Below are 24620 nucleotides of genomic sequence, written 5' to 3' on the forward strand. Positions count from 1 at the left end.
TTATGATGATACGTTCATTTAAAATGTCAGCTGTTGCTTTAGTGCTAGGCGCGGGGACGATGTTCACATCGTCTGCTGCCTTAGCGCAGTCTTCTGCAGTGGTGTGTCCTGGATATGAAAAGGGCAAAACTACGCTGGTAGGCGAGCGTACTGGTAAAAAAGTACAGAAAGCGTTTGAGTTTTACAATGAAGACCAAGTCGATGAAGCGTTGAATATCCTATACGATATCGACCCTTCTGATGATTTTGACAAAGCATATGTAAAACGCTTCATTGGTAACCTACTTGCTTCTCAAGAAGGCAAAGGGATGAAGGCTTACGGTTTCTTGGCTGATTCTGTTCAGCCGAAGGTACTAAACGATCTGGAGCATTCTCAGACTCTCAAGTTATTGGGTGATTTGAGTATGCAGGAAGAGAAGTTTACTGACGCCGTTAAGTGGTATAACGCGTGGATGGATTTCACTTGTAAAGAAGACGCCGATGTATATACGCGTTTGACTCAAGCTTATTATGAATCTAAGCAATTAGACAAGATGATAGAGCCAGCAGATAAAGCAATAGCTTTATACGAAGAGCCAAACAAAAACCCGTATGTATTGAAACTGACGTCTTTCTACGAGCGTAAGATGTATCCAGAAACTGTGGCTGTGGCAGAGGAACTTGTACGCAAATTCCCTGAAGAGCCGCGTTGGTGGAGTCAGTTAGGTTTCTTCTATCTTTCTGTTGAAGATTATAAGAAAGCTTTGTCAACATTCGAACTTGCTTACATTCAGGGTTATCTTGAAAAAGAAAGCGAGATAAAAGCACTTTCTCAACTTTACCAAACAAATGGCATGCCGTATCGCGGTGCCAAGGTTATGGAAAAGTACATGAAGTCCGGCTTGCTTGAAGAAGATGAAAAAATGTTAGCTAGTCTAGCTAATGCTTATCACTCTGCGAAGGAATTCAAAACAGCGGCGTCGCTTTATGGTAAAGCTGCTGAGATGAGTTCTGATCCAGAGCTTTACAAAAAGCAAGGCACGCTTTTACTTGTTGCTGAAGACTATAAAGGCGCTATTAAGGCATTAGAAAATGCGCTAGATAGAGGCGTTGAAAAGCCTGCTAAAGTTCACTTCACACTTATGGAAGCGAATTTCTATGCGGGTAACTTCAAAGAAGCCTTCAGACATATTCAAGAAGCTAAGAAAGATCGCTCTCTTCGCCGTAACGCATCGGCGTGGGAACCTTATATCAAGGAAAAAGCGAAAAATCGCGGCATAAGCATTTAATCGATTTGCTTGTTCAAAAAGCCTCCTCACGGAGGCTTTTTTGTTTTACTAATCCTTTTGACTTTCTACATTACACAAAAAGCGCTGTACTAAGCATTTGAGGCTATTATTAGTCTCCTTTTTTCCTGAGGTTTCTATAACGCCTGCCAGTGTTGCATAGTTGAGTTCTTGCTTTGATAACAAGGGTATTAGTTTTTCACTAGTGCATTGGGGGTAGGTTGCGAATATTGCATCGTGAAAGCAATCGCCAAAGTTGATTGAGCTCGCCTGGTGTTTAGAACAATTATCTTGCCGCTTAATCGTATTGTTATATCTACACGCATTTTCGGATATAGATTTTGCCAGGGAAGAGACTATAGGCCAAACGCTTTCTAGATGCCTATATCCGCTTACAAAGTGCGATAGCTTTTTGATGTACAGGTCTTGCAACTGGTAGCTAATATAAGTGAAAGGAAGTTGTTTTCGGTGACTCTCATAGATATTGTTAAGTATAGACTCTTCTTCTTTTGCGCGGCTTGAAAGAGAATAAATGCTTAGCGCACTCACTTCTCCACTAGCTTTATTTCTTTTTTCACCCCTATACACGCACTTGAAATGATTGGCATCCCAAAACATATTTACATGTTCGTCGATTCCGTAAGAGGTAGTTAAAAAATCCACTTTTTTTCTGCTTGCCGCCTGCTTTATCTCACTAAGAATAGCTTTACCAAATCCCTTTCTTTGATACTTAGGGTGTACAGCAATACGGTTGATACGCCAGTAGGTTAACGCAGCATTTTTACCATTAGCGGTGAGCAATGTAATTCGTTGAGCGCTCAAGTGACCTTTAGGTCTTCGTTTCCCTATGGCAATATCATCCCCCAACTCTTGAAGCGCATTACCGCCTTCTTTATTGACTACCGCGGCGCCCACAACACGAGAATGTTGAAAGTGCACGAATAAAATAAGGTCAGGGCTGTCCATTAGGCGCATGAGATCGTCTGGTGAAGTTTGATAATGCGCAAGGGCTAATAAACTCATTACTTGAGAAAGCTCAGCCTCGCTAAGACGGGTAAACGCTGTAGCCACTATTTTTGGCTGTATATTTAGCACATTGTTTTTTAAATGATTTTCAATACTGGTCTTTTGATTATCTACTTTGTCGTTAAGTTGCTTCTGTCTCAACTCGTCAGTGCTGTTAGCAGAATTAGCCGATAACTCATTAGTTGATGAAGCGTTAACGTCTTCAAACAAGAACACACCTCTTAAAAAGTCCTCGATAGGATCATTTTCCAACCAGCGCAGTGGCGTTGTAAGTTCTATCTGATTAAGGTCGGTGCTTTTTGTGCGTTTTAGGAAGTTGGTTAAACGCGGCATAAGTTTATGCAGGAAGCCACTTCCGCTCCCCTCATAACCTTGAATAGTGGTGCTTAATACCCAGCTACAGTTTTTTTCAACAATTTCAAAAAGCATAGGCAGAGGAAAGGAGGCGGCTTCGTCGATAAGGATAACGTCATTATTACCTTGCTTAAGCAGTGTATTATCGGGGGCCATCCACTCGATAACACCATCTCCCAATATGTACTTTTTATCAGAAATTTTACGCATCTTTAGAAGCTGAGTACTTTCTGATATCTTCTCAAATTTGTTAAAAACAACATGTACATTGTCTATAAGGGTACTCGTTAACAACACCCGTTTGCCTTTACACAACAGGTACCAAGCAAATATACCTAATAATGTCGATTTTCCGCGGCCTCTTGGCGCAGAAACAATTGTGTTTAGATTGCCGTTGCTATATCGCTCACAAAGTACGTCAAATGCCTGCTTCTGTTGGAATGACAGAAAATGAACACTCCTATTTTCAAAGTCATTTTCTACCAAACTCATGCTGCTCTGTTCAATCTTAAAGTTATCACTACGTGATGAGACAGTCATAGACTGTGCGTTTGGTATGTAAGTATTTTCTTGGCTGTGAAGGGCTACTCGTTTGTCAGCGTTCAAGTGCTGTACAACCCTTGTTATATAGGCACTGAAGTTAATTGAATAACCATGAGAAATAAAAGGGAAGTCGTGTTTATACGGCCATGTCTTAAGTGCTGGGGTTACTAAAATTAAACAGCCAGACTTTTTTACAGTTCCAGCTAGGGCCATAACGTTGCCCGGGCTGAATGATTCATGGCAATGTAAAATACCGATATCTCGTTCAGAGCCTAAAAGCATTTTTCTGTTTTTACCTTTTAGTTCTGAGCCGGTAAAGGAATCTACCTGAATATATTCAGGGATATTGTTCATCAAAAAACTAAGGCTGCTACGACAGAAGGCTTCATCTCCCGATATAACAAGTATGCGCCTGTGATAATCAATAGGTTTGCTTCTTAATGCTGGGTTGCCCATATCGAGCTTCGACTCATAGCTATCAAGGGTAAGAAGCCATTCGCGTAATTGTTGTAGCGCCATGTAAAGTTTTTTTCGGTATAATTAAAGTTATATAGTAGCGATTTATATTAAGGAATTCGAATGCGCTTTCTCTCTCGGCGTTTGGTTATGCCCAACGATCTTAATTATGCCAACTCATTGTTTGGCGGTAGAGCATTAGAGTGGATTGACGAAGAAGCCGCCATATGGGCGATATGTCAGCTTGAAACCAATTGTTTGGTTACCAAGCACATTGGTGAAATTAGTTTCGAATCGCCAGCAATGCAGGGCGATATTGTTGAGTTTGGTTTAGAGACCAAAGCGGTGGGGCGAACCTCTATTACCGTAAGTTGCCTTGTGCGTAATAAAGCGACGAAAAAAACAATTTGTTTTGCCGACGATATTGTTTTTGTAAAAGTTGACCCAGAGTCAAGACAGCCTACTGCCCACGGAAAAACATTAGAGGGGCTAATAGCGCAAACCGATGATGAAGTTCGCAGATTAAATCTGAATATAGATAAAAGCTGAAGGCCGAATGCAAGCGCATGTAAATTTTCAAAGCGTTTTGAATTTTTAATAAGTTAGAAGAAATATGAACTTAGCTTAACGCTTGCTGTGCTTGACCGAACAGAAGGAGGTGGTAAACTCCGTCGCGTTCGTTATTTTTCATTGATTTTTAAACGAATTATACCAAGGGGTGTCCGTTTTACGGTCTGAGATCCACAACAGTGGGAACCCTTAAACCTGATCCGGATAATACCGGCGTAGGAATGGTTTACAATATAGCCTGATCACCTGCCGTTAACCCCGGGTCTTTTTTCTTATTAAGAGAACAAGAGATCCTATGTACAAACAATTTTTCACTCTATCCTTAGTTGCATCCTCTATTCTTGGGCAAGCAAGCTCTGCGTTTGCACAAGCGAACGTTACTGAAAATGTTCAAAATGACGCTGTAGCAGCACAAGAAATAGAAAAGATAGTCGTCACGGGCGACTTTCGTCAAACCACACTAGATCAGCTTAGCACCAGCGCGACTATTCTGGGTCAAGAACGCCTGCGCAGTAGACAGCCTTCACATATCGATAGCGTGTTAAACAGCATTCCCAATGTAAACTTTGCTGCGGGTGCGTCTCGCGGAAGGTTTATTCAAATTCGCGGTATTGGTGAAAGAAGTCAGTTCGCAGAGCCGATTAATCCATCAGTAAGCTTTATCACCGATGAATTCGATTTTTCAGGTTTAGCCGCAGCGGGCATTATTTTCGATACTAAGCAGTTAGAAGTATATCGAGGACCGCAGGCGACGCTTTATGGAACAGGAGCTTTAGCGGGTGCGGTAAAACTATCGAGCAACGATGTAGGCAGCAGCGCACCAGATTATGTAGAAGCCCGAGTTGGTAACAAAGATAGCTATCGTGTTGAAGCGGCTACCGGCGACGACATCAATGCGAATTGGGGATATCGAGTTGCCTTAGTGCATAACAGAAGTGATGGCTTTGTTGAAAATACCTTCTTAAATAGAGACGACACCAATAACATAGATGAAACCGCAATGCGTGTGGCAGTTGAGGGTAATGTAGATAAAAACACCACTCTGGCACTTGCTTATCGCTGGTATGACATCGACAACGGCTATGATGCGTTTTCTTTAGACAATGACAATAGAACGCTTTCTGACGAGCCGGGTTTTGATGAACACCAAACCCATGCTGTTAGCGCTCGCTCAACAACAGCAACACGCGCTGGTGACCTTATTGTGATAGCTACCCATGCTTCTCACAACATAGCCTATGGTTATGATGAAGACTGGACATTCACGGGCTTCCATCCGTTTGGATACACCTCTTTCGACGCCTACTTTCGCGATGTAGATACTCAAACTGGGGAAGTGCGCTTTGTATCTTCAGAAGATGCTGCGCTATTTAATGGCAAAATAAACTGGACCGTGGGGGCCTTTTACAAAGGCACCGAAGAGAAGCTGTTGCGCCAATATACCTATCTAAGCGGTGATTATGCTAGCGAGTTTGCGCCTACCACTACAGCACTTTATTTGCGCACAGAAACTCATTTACAAGATGATTTAACCTTAATTGCAGGCGTTCGTGCAGAAAATTACGATTTTGAATTTGCTGATAATCGTGGTTTAACTCGAAGTAATGATACCAATATGGTGGGGGGCAAAGTCGCTCTTCAATACACCCGTGGAGACCATTTTTATTATGGAAGTATCTCAAGAGGCTTTAAAGGCCCGGGGTTCAATCCAGACAACAGAGTTAATGAAGACCAACGTTTCTTCGACGAAGAATATAATTGGAACTATGAAGTCGGTGTTAAAGGTCCGCTTCTTGTTTCTAACTTAACAGCCCGTGCTGCTATTTTTTATATGGACAGAACCGACACACAAGTGAGCGACTTTGATGTTATAACTCGCGAAGATGGTACCGCTGGATTTGTAGATATAATCGATAACGCTGATTTAGGCACAAATAAAGGGGCTGAACTTGAGCTATCGTGGCTTGCTTCCGATGTGTGGCAAATTAGCGCGAGTGCCGGTTACCTATCGGCCACGTTTGAAGGTTATACACTAGCAGACGGTACTGTGGTTGATGAGCAACGTCAGGCACAAGCTCCTAAATGGACTGGCAACTTATACAGTGAATATGCGCTTACAGATGCTATTACATGGCGAGTGGATATAGATTATAAAGATGAATACCGCTTTTCTGATGGGCATGATGTGACTGCGCCTTCCACGACGTTAGTAAACTCAGAGATTGTTTTTGTTAACGGCAATTGGCAAACCTCGGTTTGGGTGCAAAATGCGTTTGACAGGGAATACTACACGCGGGGCTTTGGTGGTTTTAGTAACGATCCCAGGGATGAATATGCCTTTGAAGAGCCTTACTATCAGTTGGGAAATGGTCGACAGTTTGGCGTTACTGCTAAATACGAATTTTAAAGGGGTAGGTTTATGCAAGTTATGGTTGAATTGTCACTGTATCCACTGGTGAATGAATACATTCCGCCTATTCAGCAATTTATTGACAGACTAAATGGCTACGAGGCGCTGAATGTAACAACATGCTCAACAAGCACGCAGGTTACTGGCGATTACACAGAGGTAATGACGATTTTAGGCGAAGAAATGCAGCGCATACACGAAGAAGTAGGGCAGGCCATTTTCGTTGCTAAATTTCTTAATTTTGATGCAATGCAAGCAAGAAAGTCCTCATAGTGCAGGACTTTCTTTCAAGCTTTTATACTCAAATAACCGCGACCTCGCCATTAGAGTGGGTAGCAGTCGTATTGGCATTGGCTTATGTCGCACTCGCGGCAAAGCAAAATAGTTGGTGTTGGCTTTGCGCATTTGTCAGCACCGCTATTTATACTTGGTTGTTTTGGCAAGTTACCTTGCCTTTTCAAGCGGCGCTAAATCTGTTTTACATGGTAATGGCGGGTTACGGATATTATCAATGGTCGAAGGGAAGCACGGCAGACGGAGGCGTCAAGAAGGTTCATTCTTGGGCGCTTTGGATCCATAGCCTAATAGTGCCTGTGATGTTGCTACTTGCGTATGGTCTATCTTCGGTAGCAAGCTCTCAATTTAATAGTGAGTACTTACTGCTTGATGCCAGTATAAATTTACTGAGTGTGATAACGACATTTATGGTTGCGCATAAAATTCTTCAAAATTGGGTCTATTGGTTCTTTATCAATCTCGCTTCGGCCTATCTCTATTTACAGGTTGGCTACGCGCTTTCAGCTTGCCTTTTCTTGGGCTATGTTGGTTTCTCAATATTTGGTTACTATCAGTGGTTTACGCAATGGAAAGCTCAGAGTGAAAATAGAATACATTCTCAGTCAGTTACACGAAGCGCTTAATTTGACCCCTGAAGCGACACTGCACAAGTGTCCTTCAGGCGCCGTAAATCATGTTTACCAATTGTGTGATGTTAACCTTCACGCAGCAGTTAAATGGCTGGGTGACGACGACTTTAGCGGCGTTAACAGGCAACAACAGTTTCAACTTCAGAAATCTTTGTCTGACTTAGGTGCTGCTCCTGTGCCTTTTTGGTTAAGCGAAGATGCAACTATCTGGGCTGAACAATGGGTACATCAATCGGAAGGTCAAGTCAAAACGGGAGAGGCAGATAAAGAAAAGGGCACTCAGAGTCACGCGTCTCTTACCCCAGCTAAAATGGCCAAGGTGCTTGCGCAATTGCACGCTTTGCCAGTTGATGGCCCTAAGCTGCATTTGCATGAAAGATGGCACCACTATATCACCATTGCAAACCTCGATAAGCGCAGTGATTTATTTTGCAAAGCATGTGACCTCGAAGATGCAGTCATACGCAGTGAGAACGATAAACGCGATGTGGTGCTTTGCCATAACGACTTGCTTGAAGCCCACGTATTGGAATATTCCAGTTCGCCTCCTATGGTTGTAGATTGGGAATACGGTGCAGTGGGTAACCGTTATTTCGACATTGCGTCATGCTGTTTGATAAATTCATATACGCACAATGAAAGCCTAGAATTGATATCTGCTTATGCTGATATTGTGGGGATAAGTTATAAAGCAGCGCTACAGCAATATTCACTTTTTGAAAAAATAGTAAGTGTAACCAATGCTCTTTGGAGCGCTGCACTGGTGAAAACATCAAGTGATAAAACGGTTTGAAACGTCGGCTAGATGGAAAATTAAACGTTTTGAGCGTAATTTAAGCATGAGTGTAGGAGAGTCAATAAAAAGGCTTTACCTTTTCAAAGTCATACGTATAATTCACTTCGCGCTAGGGGTGTAGTTCGAATTGGTAGAACAGCGGTCTCCAAAACCGATGGTTGGGGGTTCGAGTCCCTCCACCCCTGCCACTCTTCCTCTTTCTTTCCAGTTGCTATTCGTTTCATATTAAATTTTTTTGCCTCGATTATTTTATTATAGGTTTGATGGAACCGATTAGTCGTTCAATATTCCTATTGATTAAAGTAAACTAACGGATACCACGTGAGTTGTTTTTAGAGTTAATTCTTTTCTTTACTTGCGTATTTTTTCAGTTTGACGTTTGTATAAAGCGGTCGGTTTTTTACGACTCTCTTTTCTGATTCTCTTTATTGCTCTCTCTTTCTCTGGAGAATGTTATGCATTTATCGTTATACCAACACGCAATTTTACAAGAGATGGGGATCCCTGTTTGGATGTCCAAAGAAGCGTATATATCGTCTCTAAAAAGTGAAACTAATAGGAACGAAAACGAGAGCGGCTCCAGCAGAGACGCGATTGCCTCTCAAAAAATTGGAGGCAATGAGCAATTCGCCGTCTCTCAGCCCATATCTCAGGAAGAAAAGCAGTCTCGTTTGGAGCAATTGCGTGCAAATGTTGGAGGTGCACCTAAATCTAAACCCAAGCCTAAGCCTACAGTTATGCCGCAAGAGATCTCAACTGCTCAGTCTCAACCTTTGGGAATACCGCTTAGTGCGCAACAAAAAGCCATCAGTGCAGAGTGGTTGTCCGATATTACTTTAGCATGTGTACAGTTGGGACTTGCTTCCAATCAAATGACAATTTTGCTTGGTAAATCGCTAAATATTCACGAGGATGTGATTGTTTTGCCAGTACCGCCTGACCGACTCTCTGGAGCACAAAAACGCGCGCTTTGGCATGAGCTCGTTAAAGTAAGCCAAGTAAAAAGGTAAGGCTACATGTCAACGTTGCATTTAGTGAGTACGCAAACTGAGAGTGATAATTTAGTTCAAGCTCATCACATCCATCAATCTGTACAGATAGAACCCTGGTCTTATGCGACCTTTGAAGATTGCTTTACCCCGCCTTATTACGGTGTTCTTGCCTTTGAGGCAAACAAGGTGGTTGGTTTCGCTATTGTGCTTGAGGTGCTCAGTGAAGCTACGCTAATGGATATTGCTGTTGATGAAAGTGTAAGAGGTAAAGGCGTTGGAAAAGCACTTTTAAGCTTTGTTTTACAGCGTTCTCATCATAATGGTATGGAAGAGATGTGGCTTGACGTACGAGAGAGTAATCAAGTCGCTATATCGTTATACGAAAAGCTCGGTTTTCATTATATCGACACACGCAAGAACTATTATCCTACAAGAGATGGTAAAGAGAATGCTCTCGTCATGAAGTGGAGTGCAGTGGGAGTTAAAGGTTTATCAAGAGGTGCAATTAAAAATTGACCGTTTAGTCAGTTTTTTGGTTGCGTATTGTCATTCCCCCATTTTATTCAACTTCTTTTTAATCTATAGTCGCGGCACTTCAATGTAGTGCGCTGCGAGTACCTTAGTTGGTTTGATCTAGCTGTGCTCATTGACTAAGCGCCACTCGTTTATCAAGCGTATATTATTAAATAATGCGTAACTTTGTTTCTTTGGATTACAAATCTATGTCTACCCGGCACATATCAAATGACGCACAGTCGAAAGGCATTAAAATGCTATTAGTTGCTGTGCTTTGTCTGGGGTTTAATTGGCCTGCAATGAAGGTGGGTTTAGAGATAGTTACGCCGCTTTGGATGGTAAGTCTTCGATTTTTGCTCAGCATACCCGTTTTGGCACTTTTCGTTATGTTAACAAAGAAGCGAGCTCCCATTTTACACCGCAAAGATCGTGCTGTTATTGCTGTTGTCGCGCTTTTTCAGTTTATATTGTCGATGGGGCTAATTACGTTGTGTCTTCAATTCATTCCGGCAGGAACGGCAAGTATATTAATTTACACCACCCCGCTATGGATGCTGCTTATCGATACGCTTTGGTATCGTCAGCAGGCAACGTCAAAGCGATTGATACTTACTGCTGTCTCTACCGTTGGTTGTGCAATGATATTGTTCGCCTCAGGTGAGCCCGGAGCAAGAGTACCGCTACTGGGGATGTTAGTTGCCTCGGCACTCTGGACCATCGCCATCCGCAGAGTGTCTTTTCACCGCTGGCACGGGAGTGTTATTGAAGCAGTATTCTGGCAGTTTGTAATTGCTGGTGCTGCTATGCTGTGCTTCGCTATTGCTTTCGAGCCCTTTCCCGACTTTGCGCAATATAATGCGTTAAATTGGCTGTTACTAACCTATATAGGACCTGTTGCTACTGGACTCGGATTTGGCTTAATGGTCGCAGCCGGACCAAAGCTAGCACCTGAAAAAATTGTACTAATTTCTACCTTAACGCCAATAGTTGGCTACGTCAGTTCAGTGCTAATGCTAGATGAAGTTTTGCTGCCTTTGGTTGTAGCTGGTGCCGTTTTAATGATAGCGGCACTTGTAGTGAATGGTATGCCTACCAAAACGCTTAAAAAGTTAGCTAGACTGAATCGCCCATAAATTTATATTAATTTACAATATGTTTCTAACGCCTGTGTACGCTCTTTTACCAAAGATTCTAGTATAGCGTTTTGTTCACTTTTCATTTCTGCAACGGCCTTCTCAGCGTCGCATTCTTTTTACCTTCGTATTCCTTTATGTATAAAAAAAATTGCAAGACGCTATGTATTTTCAAAGCTGTCGTGTGAAAAAAAGGTGGCCTCACGATAGCAAAGATTTTTGAACTCCGATTTAAATTAAGACAAAAAAAAGCCCGAGAATATCTCGGGCTTTCACTACATGTTTGTATTTTCAACTTATGTTCTAAACGTATTTTACAACACAGTTAAGTTTTAGAACTTACCTCTTAAACCAGCAAAGAAGTTTGTGCTTGTATCATATACAGTTGGGTAAGTGTTACCGTTACCTAGCGCTGGGCCAGCACCTGAGTATACAGGAGGCTGTTCGCCAAGTAGGTTAAGTGCACCAACAGTAAACTCGAAGTTATCTGACATGTAATAAGTTGCCGAGATATCTAGGTAGTTAATCGCATTGAATCCAGTTTCTAGTGTATCACCTTCATCATCGTTATCTGTTGCACCGAAGTGTCTCCAAGTAGCTGTAATATCGATGTCTAGCTCAGTATTCCACGTTGCCATAAATCTGTGACGGTATTCTGGGTTTGGCGCACCACACGCGTTACCGAAGAAGCCCGCACATTCTACTGCATCACCACCAGGGAAAGGTACTGTATCTAGCGCATCAAGCAATGTTGCTGCGTAATCTAGTTTGATATTGCCAAGTTCAGTATCGAAGTTATAACCAACTTGTAAATCAACACCCGATGTTTCAAGCGTTGCAATGTTCAAGTTTGTTTGCTGGAAACCAACACCAAACGTACCCGCTGCTAGTGAACCAGCAGATGAACGTGTGATTAGGCTACAGAATGTTGGATCACCAGATTCTAGACAGTTATCAAAGATAGTCTGTGCTGGAATACCAGCAGAGATAGCATCATCAACTGTGATATCGAAGTAATCGATACTAATTGAAAGGCCTTCAATGCTTTCTGGTGTAATAACTGCACCAAACGTTACTGTATCAGCAGTTTCTGGAGATAGGTTAGGGTTACCACCAGTTAGAGACTGTGTCTGTCCAGAAATAACGTCAAGGATACTGCCATACTGAGCAGCGGTTACACCAGTGCGTGCACAAGTTTCTAGTGACGCAATAGGGTTACTACCAGCACACGGATCGTAAAGCTGCTCGCCGCTTGCATCAGTACCTTTAGGACTTAGGTTTGGAAGACCTGTGTTTTGACCTGTGAACAAGTCGATTACGTTAGGAGCACGCACCGCGCGTTGGAACTGAGCACGTAGCTTAACGTCTTCAACAGGTGTCCAAGACAACTGGTATCCGTATGCATTAGTATCGAAGCTGTTGCTTGTACCATTACCGTTAGCGTCATAATCAGAGAAGCGATATTGCGCACTTAGGACTAATTGCTCAGCAAAAGGTGCGTCAGAAAGTAAAGGAACTTGCGTTTCTAGGAAGAACTCGCGAACTTCAATAGAACCTTCAACCGCAAGAGTCGCACCACCTACACCAGTAAAACCACCGCCTTGAATTTGGCTGATTTCATCTGGTGAAGAAGCGAGCGTATCTTTACGATACTCAACACCCATCAATAGGCCAATGCCATCGTCGGCTGTCGGCAATTTAATGCCGTAGTCACCTAGGTTAGCTTGGATGTCTGCGCCAAATACTTTCTGTGACGTTTCACCATTAACAATACCGATACCTTGGATGAAATCTAATTGGTCTTGTGTAACTTGGCTTTCACCGCCCGGGCGTTGGAAAATGTTGTAAGGAACACAGCCGCCAGACTGGTCTGTACACACAACGTTACCATCAGCATCGGTGGTTGCAAGTAGCGCTTGCTGTAGGTTAGCTACAACAAAATCGTTTGTAGATGCGCTTTGGTCGCGAGTCTCTGAGATTTGACCAAATAGGTTCCAAGCCCAAGTGTCGTCGATATAGCCTTTTAAGCCACCCACGAAGCGCCATGTGCTGTTTTCTAGGCGTGAATCACGAGGGCCACCCTCAACGTTACGGTGTGAAGCGGTAATACCGCTCACGATTGCGTCGTTGGCAATATCATCGGCGGAGCAGCCAAAGATATCTGTAAACGCTATACCGTTGTTACCTTGAATAAGTGGGTTACCACAGTTTATGTCGTATGCGCCAATACCAAATGATGCACTAGGAGCAATCTGGGCATTACTGGTGTTGTTGATGAACGAGAAATCGGCATAAGCTTCAAGGTTCTCAGTTAAATCATAATCGCCTTTCGCGTAAAAATGATAACGCTCAGAAGGACGTTGGAAGAAGTTTTGCGCACCAAAGTTAAAGGTTTGCGCAGGTCCACCAGCATAAGGAACAATGTTGCCATTTTCTTCTTGGAACGCAAAGCCACCTGGGCCACCGAATAAACGGAAGTTAGCAGAACCCACACAGCCTAAGCCTTCAAAGCTAGAAGCACCACTGCTTTGGCCAAGTGTACATGCAGAAAACACGCGGTCTGCTTGAACAATTTCATCACGGTCTTCATAAGAAGCGTAAATAGTTACGTTACCTTTACCGTCGCCCGTAGATGCACCAAACATGGTATATATAAGGGTTTCGTCACCATCCATGGTTGAACCAGGAATAGGTTGGTTACCTGCGTTTAATACGCCTTCGTAAAGACCATTGTCGTTGTCTGCATAGTTTGAACTAAACTGACCACCGAACTCAACGCCTTCAAAATCGTCGCGTAAGATGAAGTTAGCTACACCACCAACCGCGTCTGAACCGTATACCGCCGATGCACCACCGGTAAGAATATCAACACGTTCAAGCATTTGAGTAGGCACTAAGTCGACGTTTGCCGCCGCAGTACCAGATGAACCATATGGAAGGCGTTTGCCATCAATAAGCACCAGGGTTCTGTTAGCACCAAGACCACGCAAGTTCAGCGTTGCTGTACCTGTTGCGCCGTTTGACACTTCAGAAGCCTGACCTGCGAATACCTGTGGTAATACGTTAACGAAGTCTTCTACACGCAAGTTACCACGAGCAGCAGCCTCTGCGCCTGATACACTTAGTACCGGTGTAGCAGCTGCAATGTTAGGGTTTGAAAGAAGGCGAGAACCCGTCACCTCAATTTTTTCGACTTTTTCGTCTTCACTGTCTGCATCTTCTTGTGCAAACACATTACCAGATAGGGCTATTGAAGCCGCAGCTCCAAAAGCGCAAGCTAGTCTTACTGACTTAGCCAGCTTGTGGTTTGTAAACATTGTAGTCTCCCTAGACTGTGTGTTGTCTTAGAACTTTTAATTTTTTTAATGTGTGCGTTTTTTTTGCGCACATCTAATGTATACACAAACTTGCTTTATAATCAACTGAGCTATTTAATATTTACGAATTATATGACTTTTTTTGAACTTTTTTGTTTTGCTGGAATGTTCTGGCTTCTCAATAACTCAACTAAAGTCTAAGCCTCGGTTGAATAAAATTTAGAAACGCAGAAATTCTTGAGGAGACAGTGCTGTTTTTATAATAAACAGCTTGAACCGCTTCTCTTCGATTTGGCGTAATGATTTCGTCTTCAAAAACGGAAGTTAACGTGCCGGCAGCGATGTCTTTGTGCACCATAAAATTAGACATTAGTGCTAAGCCCTGACCCTCAAGACACAATTGTCTTATTGTTTCACCACTTGAAGCAAGCAGGTTGAAGCTCAACGATACCCCTTTTTTCAACGGCCATTTATTAAGGTTGGGTGTATCGCTAAATCCTAAAAGTTTGTGGTTGCTAAGGGTGCTAATGTCACTTTCGATGGGGTTATGCTTTAAATATTCTGGGCTTGCGACTATGTGTAGTTTACTGCTACCGAGCAGTCTAGCGTATAGATTTGAATCACTCAGATCGCCTATTCGTATGGCAATGTCAGTCTTATGCTCAAGTAGATCGATGATGTTGTCATGGCTATTAATCTCCAACCTAATGTCAGGGAATGCTTTATTGAAGTCGCCAATGAGTGGTGCGAGTTGATGAAGCACGAACGGGCTTGCTGCATCCACTCTCAATTTTCCCGAAGGAGAGCGCTTCAGCGATTGTAATGCCTCCTCTCCGCGCTCTAAGGTAGTAAGGCCATCCCGCACTGCCTTTAAGAAGATCTCACCCTCTTCAGTTAACTCTAGCCTTCTTGTCGTCCTGTTCAATAAAGTGACATCTAGCGTCTTCTCCAAGCGAGTCACAGCTCGACTGACCTTGGCAACTTGCTGATTGAGTAGGTTAGCCGCACTGGAAAAACTTCCTGTGTCTATAACAGTAATAAACGCTTCTAAATCTTCTGTTTTTGACTTAACTGGCATTTTATTCCTTATTTTTTCAAAAGCTACAAAAGTATATTGTCATTGTTGCTGTTTTTTGCAAGAGATAAAGGCGCAATACTCTAGCTACTTTTTAATCATCTTGTTTGGCGTCGTTAGGCAACACCTTAGGCGCAGAAGATCAAATTTGTTGAGGATAAATTATGCCTATTGCGTTATTCGCACTAACATTGAGTGCATTCGCTATCGGTACCACCGAGTTCGTTATTGTTGGCTTGGTGCCCACCATTGCCGGGGATCTTGGCGTATCATTACCCAGTGCAGGGCTACTCGTTAGCTTGTATGCATTGGGAGTGGCCATTGGAGCCCCTGTTTTAACTGCGCTTACCGGAAAGTGGAACAGAAAATATGTTCTGCTAAGCCTGATGGCGCTATTTGTTGTTGGGAATATGTTGGCTTGGCAGGCACCAAGTTACGAAAGCCTAATTTTAGCTCGAGTTCTTACCGGCTTGGCACATGGCGTATTTTTTTCCATCGGCTCAACAATCGCTACAGGGCTGGTGGCGAAGGATAAGGAAGCCAGTGCCATTGCTATTATGTTTACCGGGTTAACTGTGGCGCTTGTTACTGGGGTACCTTTGGGTACTTGGATTGGACAGAGCTTTGGGTGGAGAGCCACCTTCTTAGTCGTATCAGGACTGGGTACCCTTGCCCTTATCGGTAGTGCGATTTTGGTGCCAAATAATTTAAAACAAAGTAAACCGGCTACGCTTAGTGAACAGATGAAAGTGTTAGTCCAGCCTCGCCTAGTGTTGGTTTACCTTATGACTATTCTTGGGTATGGCGGCACATTTACGGCATTCACCTATCTAGCGCCTATTTTGCAGGAAGAGGCCGGTTTTGCTTCTTCTGCTATCAGCCTCATTATGCTGGTTTATGGCGTTTCGGTGGCTATTGGCAATATTTACGGCGGTAAACTGGCGGATAGGAAGGGGCCGGTTAACGCCCTCAGTATTATCTTTACGATACTGTCAATAATATTATTCGCGCTTACGTTTACCATGCACAACAAAATTGCTGCTGTGATTACTGTTCTAGTGTGGGGAGGCTTTGCATTTGGAAGTGTTCCCGGATTACAAGTATACGTAGTTCAGCTCGCCGAAAAATACACACCAAACGCAGTTGATGTGGCTTCTGGTTTAAATATCGCTGCTTTTAATATCGGTATAGCTTTAGGCTCAATTGTCGGCGGTTCTATAGTGGACGGTTTCCAGTTAAGTGACACTGCCTGGATAGGAGCGTCGATAACATTGCTAGCACTAGCAGCTACGCGCTATAGCGGCCGCTTAGATAGACAGTTGGCGTCGAAAGTTGCTTAGTTTTTAGGCTAAGGCTGTTGGTGCAAATGACATTCATCAAACCTGATGTAAAAAAATTGTTGTTAAAACCAATGGCCTTATCTTCAAAAAAAGGTACTAATTACTCGTTCAACGTGCAAAACAGAAGGTAAAAGCAACCATTCATTGTTTAACGAGGCAAGATAAGAGAAAATAGCGCGCATTAATGAGTAATTAGACAGATTTATTGCGCAAAGCGTGAATTATCGGCTTTTGATGTGCTTTTCAAATCTGTGTCAAACCAAAAGAATGCATACATGGCAAACCAAGATTTTCTCAATGAAATCAGTAAGCGAAGAACTTTCGCTATCATCTCGCACCCAGATGCGGGTAAAACAACGATTACCGAAAAAGTATTGTTATTCGGCCGCGCCTTGCAAACCGCCGGCACCGTAAAAGGAAAAAAGTCTGGGCAGCACGCAAAATCAGACTGGATGGAGATGGAAAAGGAGCGTGGTATTTCCGTAACAACCTCGGTTATGCAATTTCCTTACAATGACCATTTGGTGAACCTGTTAGATACTCCTGGTCACGAAGACTTCTCAGAAGATACTTATCGTACGCTCACGGCTGTGGACTCCTGCCTGATGGTAATTGATGCTGCAAAAGGGGTAGAGGATAGAACGCGTAAACTAATGGAAGTCACCCGTCTTCGCGACACACCCATCATCACCTTTATGAACAAGCTAGACCGTGACATTCGCGACCCTCTGGAGTTACTCGACGAAGTTGAGACAGAACTAGATATTCTTTGCGCACCTATCACCTGGCCTATTGGCAGCGGTAAGAGATTCAAAGGTGTTTATCACTTGTATCGCGATGAAACGGTTTTATACCAGAGCGGTCAGGGTCACACTATTCAAGAAGTTCGCACCATCAAAGGTTTAAATAATAGTGAACTTGATGAAGCGGTAGGTAGTGAGCTGGCTGATACCTTGCGCGATGAGCTTGAATTAGTACGCGGGGCGTCTAATGACTTCGATAAAGAGCTATTTTTAGAAGGACAGCTAACACCTGTCTTTTTCGGAACTGCATTGGGTAACTTTGGTGTAGACCACATGCTTGATGGACTTGTTGAGTGGGCACCAGAACCATTGGGCAGAGAAACCGAATCTGGGACCGTCGACAGTAAAGACGAAAAATTTAGTGGTTTCGTGTTTAAAATTCAGGCCAATATGGATCCAAAACATCGCGACCGCATTGCGTTTTGTAGAATTGTCTCAGGCAAATACGAAAAAGGCATGAAGATGCGCAACAGTCGCCTTGGCAAAGATGTTCGCATATCTGATGCGTTAACGTTTTTAGCCGGCGACCGCTCGCTGCTAGAAGAAGCCTATGCCGGCGATATTATTGGTCTGCATAATCACGGTACTATACGCATTGGTGACACTTTTACATCGGGCGATAATTACCGTTTTAGCGGCATCCCCAACTTTGCTCCGGAATTGTTTAAGCGTATTCGCTTGAAAGATCCACTTAAGCAAAAACAATTGTTGAAAGGCCTTATACAACTTTCAGAAGAAGGTGCTGTTCAGGTGTTTCGCCCGCTAGCCAACAACGACCTTATTGTTGGTGCCGTTGGGGTGCTTCAGTTTGATGTGGTGGTTGCTCGTCTGAAGGCTGAATACAATGTCGAAGCCTTGTACGAACATATCAATGTGAGCACAGCACGTTGGGTTTATTCCGATAACGAGAAGAAGTTAGACGAATTCCGACGCAAAGGCGAACAAAACCTTGCCCTAGATGGTGGCGATAACCTTACCTACATAGCACCTACCATGGTGAACTTGCAATTAGCGCAAGAGCGCTATCCCGATATCCAGTTTACGAACACGCGCGAAAATTAAGAATACACTATGAATATACATGCTCTATTAGTTAACAGATTCAGTGAAGCACTTCAAAAGATGGGTGTGGAAGATGCCCCCGTTCCTGTTTCGCGCAGTGCTCGTCCTGAGTTTGGTGAATATCAATTTAACGGTGCCATGGCGCTGGCTAAGCAACTTCGTCAAAAGCCTAGGGACATTGCAGAGAAAATTGTTGAAATTGTTGAACTTAATGACGTTTCTAACAAGCTGGAAGTGGCCGGCCCAGGTTTTATTAATATTCATTTGAGTGACGAGTGGCTTGCTGGCCAATGTGAGAGCGCATTGGCTGATAAGCGCCTAGGCGTTGCAGAGGCGTCTAAACAGAATATTGTTGTAGATTATTCTTCACCAAACTTAGCTAAAGAAATGCACGTGGGGCATTTGCGAACCACTATTATCGGTGACGCGGTAGTGAAGGTGCTCGAGTTTTTAGGTCATAAGGTCATTCGCCAAAATCACATGGGTGACTGGGGCACGCAGTTTGGTATGTTATTGGCCCACCTTTCAGACAAGCTTCAAGAGGAAGTTGCAGAAACGGCACTGTCAGACTTAGAAGACTTTTATCGTGAAGCAAAGGTTCGTTTTGATGAAGAAGACGGCTTTGCTGACCGCGCTAGAGAATACGTTGTGAAGCTTCAAGGCGGAGATGAGCAGTGCTTAGCACTTTGGGAGAAATTTATCGATGTATCGATTACCCATTCGGAAGAAGTGTATAAAAAACTCAACGTAAGTCTAACCCGCGACGATATTATGGGCGAGTCTGCGTACAATGATGACTTGGCCAATGTTATCGCAGATCTTAAAGCCAAAGGTATTGCCGTTGAAGACCAGGGCGCACAAGTAGTTTTTATTCCTGAACTTGCCGATAAAGAGGGTAACCCTGCGGTTTATATCGTTCAGAAATCTGGCGGTGGATACCTTTATGCTACTACCGACCTTGCAGCGATGCGCTATCGCAGCGGCACGCTTAATGCCGACCGCACGCTGATTCTTACTGATGCTCGTCAAGCTCTGCACTTTAAACAAACAGAAATTGTAGGTCGCAAAGCGGGCTTTATGCTTGAAACCCAATCCTATGAGCACTGCCCGTTTGGCATGATGTTAGGTAGCGATGGCAAGCCCTTCAAAACGCGTACGGGTGGAACCGTTAAGTTGGTAGAGTTGCTCGACGAAGCTATTGAACGCGCGGGTAAACTCATTGCTGAACGTGACAATGACTTAAGCGAAGCCGAATTGAATGAAGTTGCTTATAAGGTAGGCATCGGTGCGGTTAAGTATGCCGATTTATCTAAAAACCGCACCACTGATTATATGTTTAACTGGGACTCTATGTTGAGTTTCGAGGGGAATACAGCGCCTTATCTGCAGTATGCTTACACTCGCGTGAAGAGTTTGTTTAGAAAAGCGAATGTAGATATGGCATCGATGCCGGTGGATATTTCATTGGTTGAAAAGCAAGAGCACGCGCTAGCGGTTCTTCTTTTGCAATTTGAAGAAGTTATTAGCATGGTTTCTCGCGAGGCAACGCCGCATATTCTTTGCACATACTTGTACGATGTGGCCTCGGCCTTTATGACGTTCTATGAGGCGTGCCCAATGCTTAAAGACGGTATAGAGCCCTCTGTTCGTGATAGCCGATTAGCATTGTCAGCTTTAGTTGCCAATACACTAGAAAAAGGTTTGACTCTTCTCGGTATTGAAACACTGGAAAAAATGTAATCTACACCATACATTACGCAGTACAAAAATAGTGTGAATCAAAGATATTAGGCTGTCAGTAGTGTCAGCCTTTTCTTTTTAAAGACAACGCTATGCTAGGTCGTGTTGAACTTTGCTGCAAAAATTTACAGCAAAGAACGGTGCGTCTTAGTAACGCTAATTTTGAAAAGCGTCTTTATTGGTGAGAGCTGATATTGATACCAGTTAAAAAAACGACAGAACAACAATAGGAAGACCAATGACGAAAATACTCGCATTCGCAGGCAGCACTCGAGACGGATCATTTAATAACGCGATTGTAAAAGTAGCGGCACAAGGAGCAAAAGAGGCGGGCGCTGAGGTCACGCTTATCAGCTTGGCTGATTATGAAATGCCAATATTTAATGAAGACGAAGAAGCCGAGTTTGGTATTCCAGAGAACGCATTAGCGTTTAAAGCATTATTAATGGAGCATGATGGGTTTCTTATTGCTTCGCCTGAATATAACTCTAGCTATCCTGCTTTGCTTAAGAATGCTATCGACTGGGCTTCTAGAATGAGTGAGGGCGAGAAACCACTGCAGGCTTTTAAAGGTAAAGTAGCAGGTATTATGGCTGCATCTGCTGGTGGTTTAGGCGGCTTGAGAGTGCTGGTTGTGCTAAGAATGCTGCTAGAAAATATCGGTATGGTAGTTAACCCAAATCAAAAAGCCATTGCGAAGGTCAACACATTGCTTGATGACTCTGGCAACGTTAGCGACGAAAAAACAATTAAGCAGCTTAAAAACTTGGGCAAAGAAACGGCTGAACTTGCGCGCAAGCTTGCTGACAAATAGTTCAACGTTCTTGCCAATCGCATTTCTAGTTTTAGATTTATTTTAAGACATAGGCGCAGATTTAGAGCTGCGCTTTTTCGTTTTTCTGTGCTTATCTCAGCTTTTTTCCTTGAACCATCCTAGACGCAAATCTCCAGATCCTGGGCGCAGGTGAGTCAGGTTTTTGCTTTTGTTATTCCATTTATTTTATAGGCTTAGGTACAGTAGAAAGCGGGAGAAACTTAGGCATACTGTAGCTGAAAGTTTAATTATTGAGCTTTTTTGAAAATGGAAGCTATTTACAAAGGAATAAATAATGAAGGAATTGATAAGTTCAGAGATAGATGCTGTGTGTGGTGGAAATAGCGCAAGACGACTGGAAATTCAACGAATAAGAGAAAGCCGGACTGGCGGGAGACGCGACAACTCTAGGTTTAATTGCATAACTGCAAGTGTTGTAGGAGCCAGTTTAGGCATTTTTGGAGTTGTTGGTGCAATGGCTGGTGCTGGTTTTGGTGCTTATGTGTGCTCCCAGTAAAGCCAAAAATTTGCGGGATGCAGTAGTGTATCCCAGCTTTTTTTAAAAATTTGAGTTTAAAGGAACACTATGAAAACGTTTTTGTTTAACAGCACCTTTGTCGCTCTTTCCTCATGCTGGGGCTGGTTCGATCAGAACCTTTGGTTTCTATTTGCGCTCTTGGTACTCATTAAAATTGAAATGGCTGCCAATGCCTCTGAAAATGTTAGATTTAAGATTCAAAAGAACAGTATTTAGTCTATTCATTGCCAGCCGTTGTGCCGCGCTTTAGCGAATTCAATCAGCAAGACCAATTAGCAGTATCAACTAGTGAAGCTAGCTCATTGACTGGCAATGTCGATCTTGTTGCAAACACTCATGAGTTGTTTAGATTCAATCAGCAAATGAGTGTTCACTTTAGCTATCAGGTGTATTTTCCTACAGCAACGTCAGGGCAGGTGTTTACTCAATACCTCTCGATGTTTCTAGATAACTGGCAAAACTGCCAAGCCAATGGCTTCCCATATAGTGCATATCCTCTAGCACGGCGTTTAACCCGGCGTCGCGATGTGCTTGCATTACATTTTGCAGTGCGCCAACTCGCGGATCGTTAGCATCTAAAGCGTTTATGATGCCCTCAATCATCCACGCTCTACTTATATTTAAACCGTCTAAATGTGCCAACTTACCATCAGATTTATCGGTTACCGCGGCAGGCTGCAACCAGTTATTGCTAGTGCTAGTTAGCGTTGGGAAAAAGTCAGTAAGCCATTCGCCGTATTCTTCTTTAGACATCACGCGACGCATTAGGTCTGCCTGTGCTAAACAAGGCGACAGAAAGTCTTGCCCTGATGGTTCGTAGCTTATTGGACAGCGGGTATCACTCTCATAATAATCTTTTATTCTTGATGTGAGTAGGGCTTCAAAGGATTCACTTTTTGCAATACGACTCCAATCTAGCATTAAGCCAAAGGCAAAAGCAGTTTGGCTGTGTTCTCCTGTGCGTATGGGGTAAGCGAGCTTAGGTAGCCAGCTTTCTATACGCTCAACAATAATGTTTTCTAAAGGCTTAAGTCGCGAAAGCCATGTGGTTGCTTCAGGTAACGGCGACTGGCGCAACTCAGCGGTTAATTGTAAAAACCATGCAAGACCGTAAGGACGTTCGAACGCCTTGTTATTAGGCCGTTGTATCGTCGCTATTTCACCTTCGATATTTTGCTGGCTAAAGCTTTTGTTCAAGCTGGCAATAATTGAGTCGGTTGCAATGTTATCGCCGCCTGTATTCAACATGCGAACCAATAACCAGTGACCATGCACGGAAGAATGCCAGTCGAGACAGCCGTAAAATGCAGGATAAAGTGCTTTTGGCGTCTTTGCATCGGCATCGCTGCTCATCGTGTGCTTAATAATATTAGGATATTCTTGATGGATACATTGCAGTGCGAGGTTTGAAAATACCTTCTCGTAGCCGCTGTCCTTTTTATTCACACCTTTACTCTGAGCATTAGCTGCACTAACAGCGCTATTTGTGTAGGCACTGGCACTAACACTACTACCACTGACACTGATAAAAAATGAGATGGCGGTAAAAGTGAATAGAATGGCGTTATCGACCTTTCGCATAATGTTTCCTTGCAAGTAAATGTGGAAATAACGTGTAAGAGATTAACCCACTTCTAGGGCGTTTAATATCTCTTCATATTCACCAGTACAACCTATTTCTCTGTCAATCCACTCGCGATTGTAATAGGTATCTAAATAACGCTCTCCGCTATCACACATAAGCGTCACAATAGAGCCCTGCTCACCGTTTTCTAACATTGACTGGGCAACTTTCAGTGCACCCCATAAATTTGTTCCCGTTGATGGCCCTGCATTAATACCCAGCGTATCGTTTAACCAGTGCATTGTGGCAACGCTGGCTGCATCAGGCACTTGAATCATATCGTCGATTACATCGCCCTGAAATGAAGCTTCCACTTTGGGTCTTCCAATTCCTTCAATTCTGCTGCCTCTATTTGCAGTAAGTTTACCGTTACCCTGTTTGTAGCTATCAAAAAACACAGAGTACTCAGGGTCTACAACTATTAACTTCGAGGTTTTACCTTTAAAGCGAATGTATCTACCAATCGTTGCGGAAGTGCCGCCGGTTCCGGCACTCATTACAATACTGTGAGGAACAGGGTAGGGCTCTGCCTGCATTTGGTGAAAAATGCTTTCAGCGATATTGTTATTACCCCGCCAATCTGTGGCTCGTTCAGCAAACATGAACTGGTCCATAAAGTAACCATTGTGTAATTTAGCAACTCGAATAGCCTCATCATGCATTTGGGTTGGGCAATCGACAAAGTGGCACCTGCCGCCAAATTGTTCAATAAGCGCAATTTTTTTCTGTGCAGTAGAGCGGGGCATTACTGCAATGAATGGAACGCCGATCATTCGAGCAAAGTAGGCTTCAGATACTGCTGTACTGCCTGACGACGCCTCAACAACAGTGGTGTGTTGATTAATTTTGCCGTTACACAATGCATATAAAAATAGTGAGCGGGCGAGGCGATGTTTTAAACTGCCTGTGGGATGTGTACTTTCATCTTTAAGGTAAATGTCTATACCATCAAGCTTGAGAGCTTCTAGCTTGATAAGGTGCGTGTCGGCCGAACGCTGATAATCTGCATTTATTTTTTTAACCGCTTGAGAAACCCAACTCGACATAACGAAATCCTTAAAAAACGTGGATACAAAAAACTATTAAAAAGTGAAATTCAGGTTAGCAGTGGTTGATGAGTCTTTTTTTCTTATTTTTCTAAAAATGATAGTTAGTGTGCGATATTATTCTATTATATAAATTTTTTTTGCGGGTAATTGCTTTTCTGCTGTTTTGGTCATTAATTGGGAGTGATAAAAAAGTTTGGTATTGTTATAAGCAAAAGGTGCATTCTGTATAAATTTAAAGAGGCGATGAGTGAGACGGATTCAGGTATTTACA

The 24620-nt window shown here is 43.2% G+C and carries 19 protein-coding genes, 1 tRNA gene and 1 riboswitch; of the genes, 15 read left to right on the forward strand and 5 right to left on the reverse strand.

The window, feature by feature from the left end; genetic code table 11:
- Positions 1 to 2 precede the first annotated feature (2 nt).
- Positions 3 to 1268 (forward strand): tetratricopeptide repeat protein, encoded by a 1266-nt coding sequence (locus GTW09_RS04325; RefSeq protein WP_163110371.1) that lies wholly within the window; start codon positions 3 to 5, stop codon positions 1266 to 1268.
- 48 nt (positions 1269 to 1316) lie between these two features.
- Here GTW09_RS04325 and GTW09_RS04330 read toward each other — a convergent pair whose 3' ends face one another.
- A complete protein-coding gene (locus GTW09_RS04330; protein WP_163110373.1) occupies positions 1317 to 3707 on the reverse strand; it encodes a GNAT family N-acetyltransferase in 2391 nt (796 codons plus the stop codon).
- A gap of 60 nt (positions 3708 to 3767) precedes the next feature.
- Here GTW09_RS04330 and GTW09_RS04335 point away from each other — a divergent pair, with 60 nt between their 5' ends.
- The 9 genes from GTW09_RS04335 to GTW09_RS04375 all read left to right on the forward strand — a co-directional run bounded on the left by GTW09_RS04335 (position 3768) and on the right by GTW09_RS04375 (position 10987).
- Complete coding sequence (locus GTW09_RS04335) at positions 3768 to 4193, forward strand: acyl-CoA thioesterase (protein ID WP_071979602.1); 426 nt, start codon at positions 3768 to 3770, stop codon at positions 4191 to 4193.
- Positions 4194 to 4348: 155 nt separating this feature from the next.
- Positions 4349 to 4453, forward strand: a riboswitch (TPP riboswitch).
- Between the two features lie 56 nt (positions 4454 to 4509).
- Positions 4510 to 6621 (forward strand): TonB-dependent receptor, encoded by a 2112-nt coding sequence (locus GTW09_RS04340; protein WP_163110375.1) that lies wholly within the window; start codon positions 4510 to 4512, stop codon positions 6619 to 6621.
- A gap of 12 nt (positions 6622 to 6633) precedes the next feature.
- Positions 6634 to 6897 (forward strand): hypothetical protein, encoded by a 264-nt coding sequence (locus tag GTW09_RS04345; protein WP_163110377.1) that lies wholly within the window; start codon positions 6634 to 6636, stop codon positions 6895 to 6897.
- Complete coding sequence (gene pnuC, locus GTW09_RS04350) at positions 6897 to 7544, forward strand: nicotinamide riboside transporter PnuC (RefSeq protein ID WP_163110379.1); 648 nt, start codon at positions 6897 to 6899, stop codon at positions 7542 to 7544. The genes GTW09_RS04345 and pnuC overlap by 1 nt, the downstream gene beginning before the upstream one ends.
- The gene (locus GTW09_RS04355) at positions 7501 to 8343 is read left to right on the forward strand and encodes a phosphotransferase (RefSeq protein WP_338024920.1); all 843 of its coding nucleotides are present in this window, start codon (positions 7501 to 7503) and stop codon (positions 8341 to 8343) included. Before pnuC ends, GTW09_RS04355 begins: the two co-directional genes overlap by 44 nt.
- Before the next feature lie 114 nt (positions 8344 to 8457).
- Positions 8458 to 8534, forward strand: a tRNA-Trp gene (locus GTW09_RS04360).
- A gap of 267 nt (positions 8535 to 8801) precedes the next feature.
- Positions 8802 to 9356, forward strand: a complete 555-nt coding sequence (locus tag GTW09_RS04365; protein WP_163110383.1) for an alanine acetyltransferase — start codon at positions 8802 to 8804, stop codon at positions 9354 to 9356.
- 6 nt (positions 9357 to 9362) lie between these two features.
- Positions 9363 to 9854, forward strand: coding sequence for a ribosomal protein S18-alanine N-acetyltransferase (rimI, locus tag GTW09_RS04370; RefSeq protein ID WP_163110385.1), 492 nt, complete (start codon positions 9363 to 9365; stop codon positions 9852 to 9854).
- Between the two features lie 206 nt (positions 9855 to 10060).
- Positions 10061 to 10987: a DMT family transporter gene (locus GTW09_RS04375; protein ID WP_163110387.1), complete on the forward strand. Its 927-nt coding sequence runs from the start codon at positions 10061 to 10063 to the stop codon at positions 10985 to 10987.
- A gap of 332 nt (positions 10988 to 11319) precedes the next feature.
- On the opposite strand, the gene GTW09_RS04380 is transcribed toward GTW09_RS04375, so the two are convergent.
- Positions 11320 to 14304, reverse strand: a complete 2985-nt coding sequence (locus tag GTW09_RS04380; protein WP_163110389.1) for a TonB-dependent receptor plug domain-containing protein — start codon at positions 14302 to 14304, stop codon at positions 11320 to 11322.
- 190 nt (positions 14305 to 14494) lie between these two features.
- Complete coding sequence (locus GTW09_RS04385) at positions 14495 to 15382, reverse strand: LysR family transcriptional regulator (RefSeq protein ID WP_163110391.1); 888 nt, start codon at positions 15380 to 15382, stop codon at positions 14495 to 14497.
- 161 nt (positions 15383 to 15543) lie between these two features.
- On the opposite strand from GTW09_RS04385, the gene GTW09_RS04390 reads away from it, so the two are divergent.
- From GTW09_RS04390 to GTW09_RS04410, 5 genes are all read left to right on the forward strand, one after another.
- Positions 15544 to 16719: an MFS transporter gene (locus tag GTW09_RS04390; RefSeq protein WP_163110393.1), complete on the forward strand. Its 1176-nt coding sequence runs from the start codon at positions 15544 to 15546 to the stop codon at positions 16717 to 16719.
- 275 nt (positions 16720 to 16994) lie between these two features.
- Positions 16995 to 18584, forward strand: coding sequence for a peptide chain release factor 3 (gene prfC / locus GTW09_RS04395; RefSeq protein WP_100971234.1), 1590 nt, complete (start codon positions 16995 to 16997; stop codon positions 18582 to 18584).
- Between the two features lie 9 nt (positions 18585 to 18593).
- Positions 18594 to 20324: an arginine--tRNA ligase gene (argS, locus tag GTW09_RS04400; protein ID WP_163110395.1), complete on the forward strand. Its 1731-nt coding sequence runs from the start codon at positions 18594 to 18596 to the stop codon at positions 20322 to 20324.
- 238 nt (positions 20325 to 20562) lie between these two features.
- Positions 20563 to 21138: an NADPH-dependent FMN reductase gene (locus GTW09_RS04405; protein ID WP_071979595.1), complete on the forward strand. Its 576-nt coding sequence runs from the start codon at positions 20563 to 20565 to the stop codon at positions 21136 to 21138.
- Between the two features lie 295 nt (positions 21139 to 21433).
- Entirely contained in the window at positions 21434 to 21655 is a 222-nt protein-coding gene (locus GTW09_RS04410; RefSeq protein ID WP_163110397.1) for a hypothetical protein, read from the forward strand.
- Positions 21656 to 22096: 441 nt separating this feature from the next.
- Here the strand turns inward: GTW09_RS04410 and GTW09_RS04415 are convergent, their stop codons facing one another.
- Both GTW09_RS04415 and GTW09_RS04420 read right to left on the reverse strand, forming a co-directional pair.
- Positions 22097 to 23257, reverse strand: a complete 1161-nt coding sequence (locus tag GTW09_RS04415) for a DUF2891 domain-containing protein (RefSeq protein ID WP_163110399.1) — start codon at positions 23255 to 23257, stop codon at positions 22097 to 22099.
- A gap of 42 nt (positions 23258 to 23299) precedes the next feature.
- The gene (locus GTW09_RS04420) at positions 23300 to 24346 is read right to left on the reverse strand and encodes a PLP-dependent cysteine synthase family protein (RefSeq protein WP_163110401.1); all 1047 of its coding nucleotides are present in this window, start codon (positions 24344 to 24346) and stop codon (positions 23300 to 23302) included.
- Between the last annotated feature and the right edge of the window lie 274 nt (positions 24347 to 24620).

It is taken from the genome of Alteromonas hispanica, from assembly GCF_010500915.1.
Taxonomy (GTDB): Bacteria; Pseudomonadota; Gammaproteobacteria; order Enterobacterales; family Alteromonadaceae; genus Alteromonas; species Alteromonas hispanica.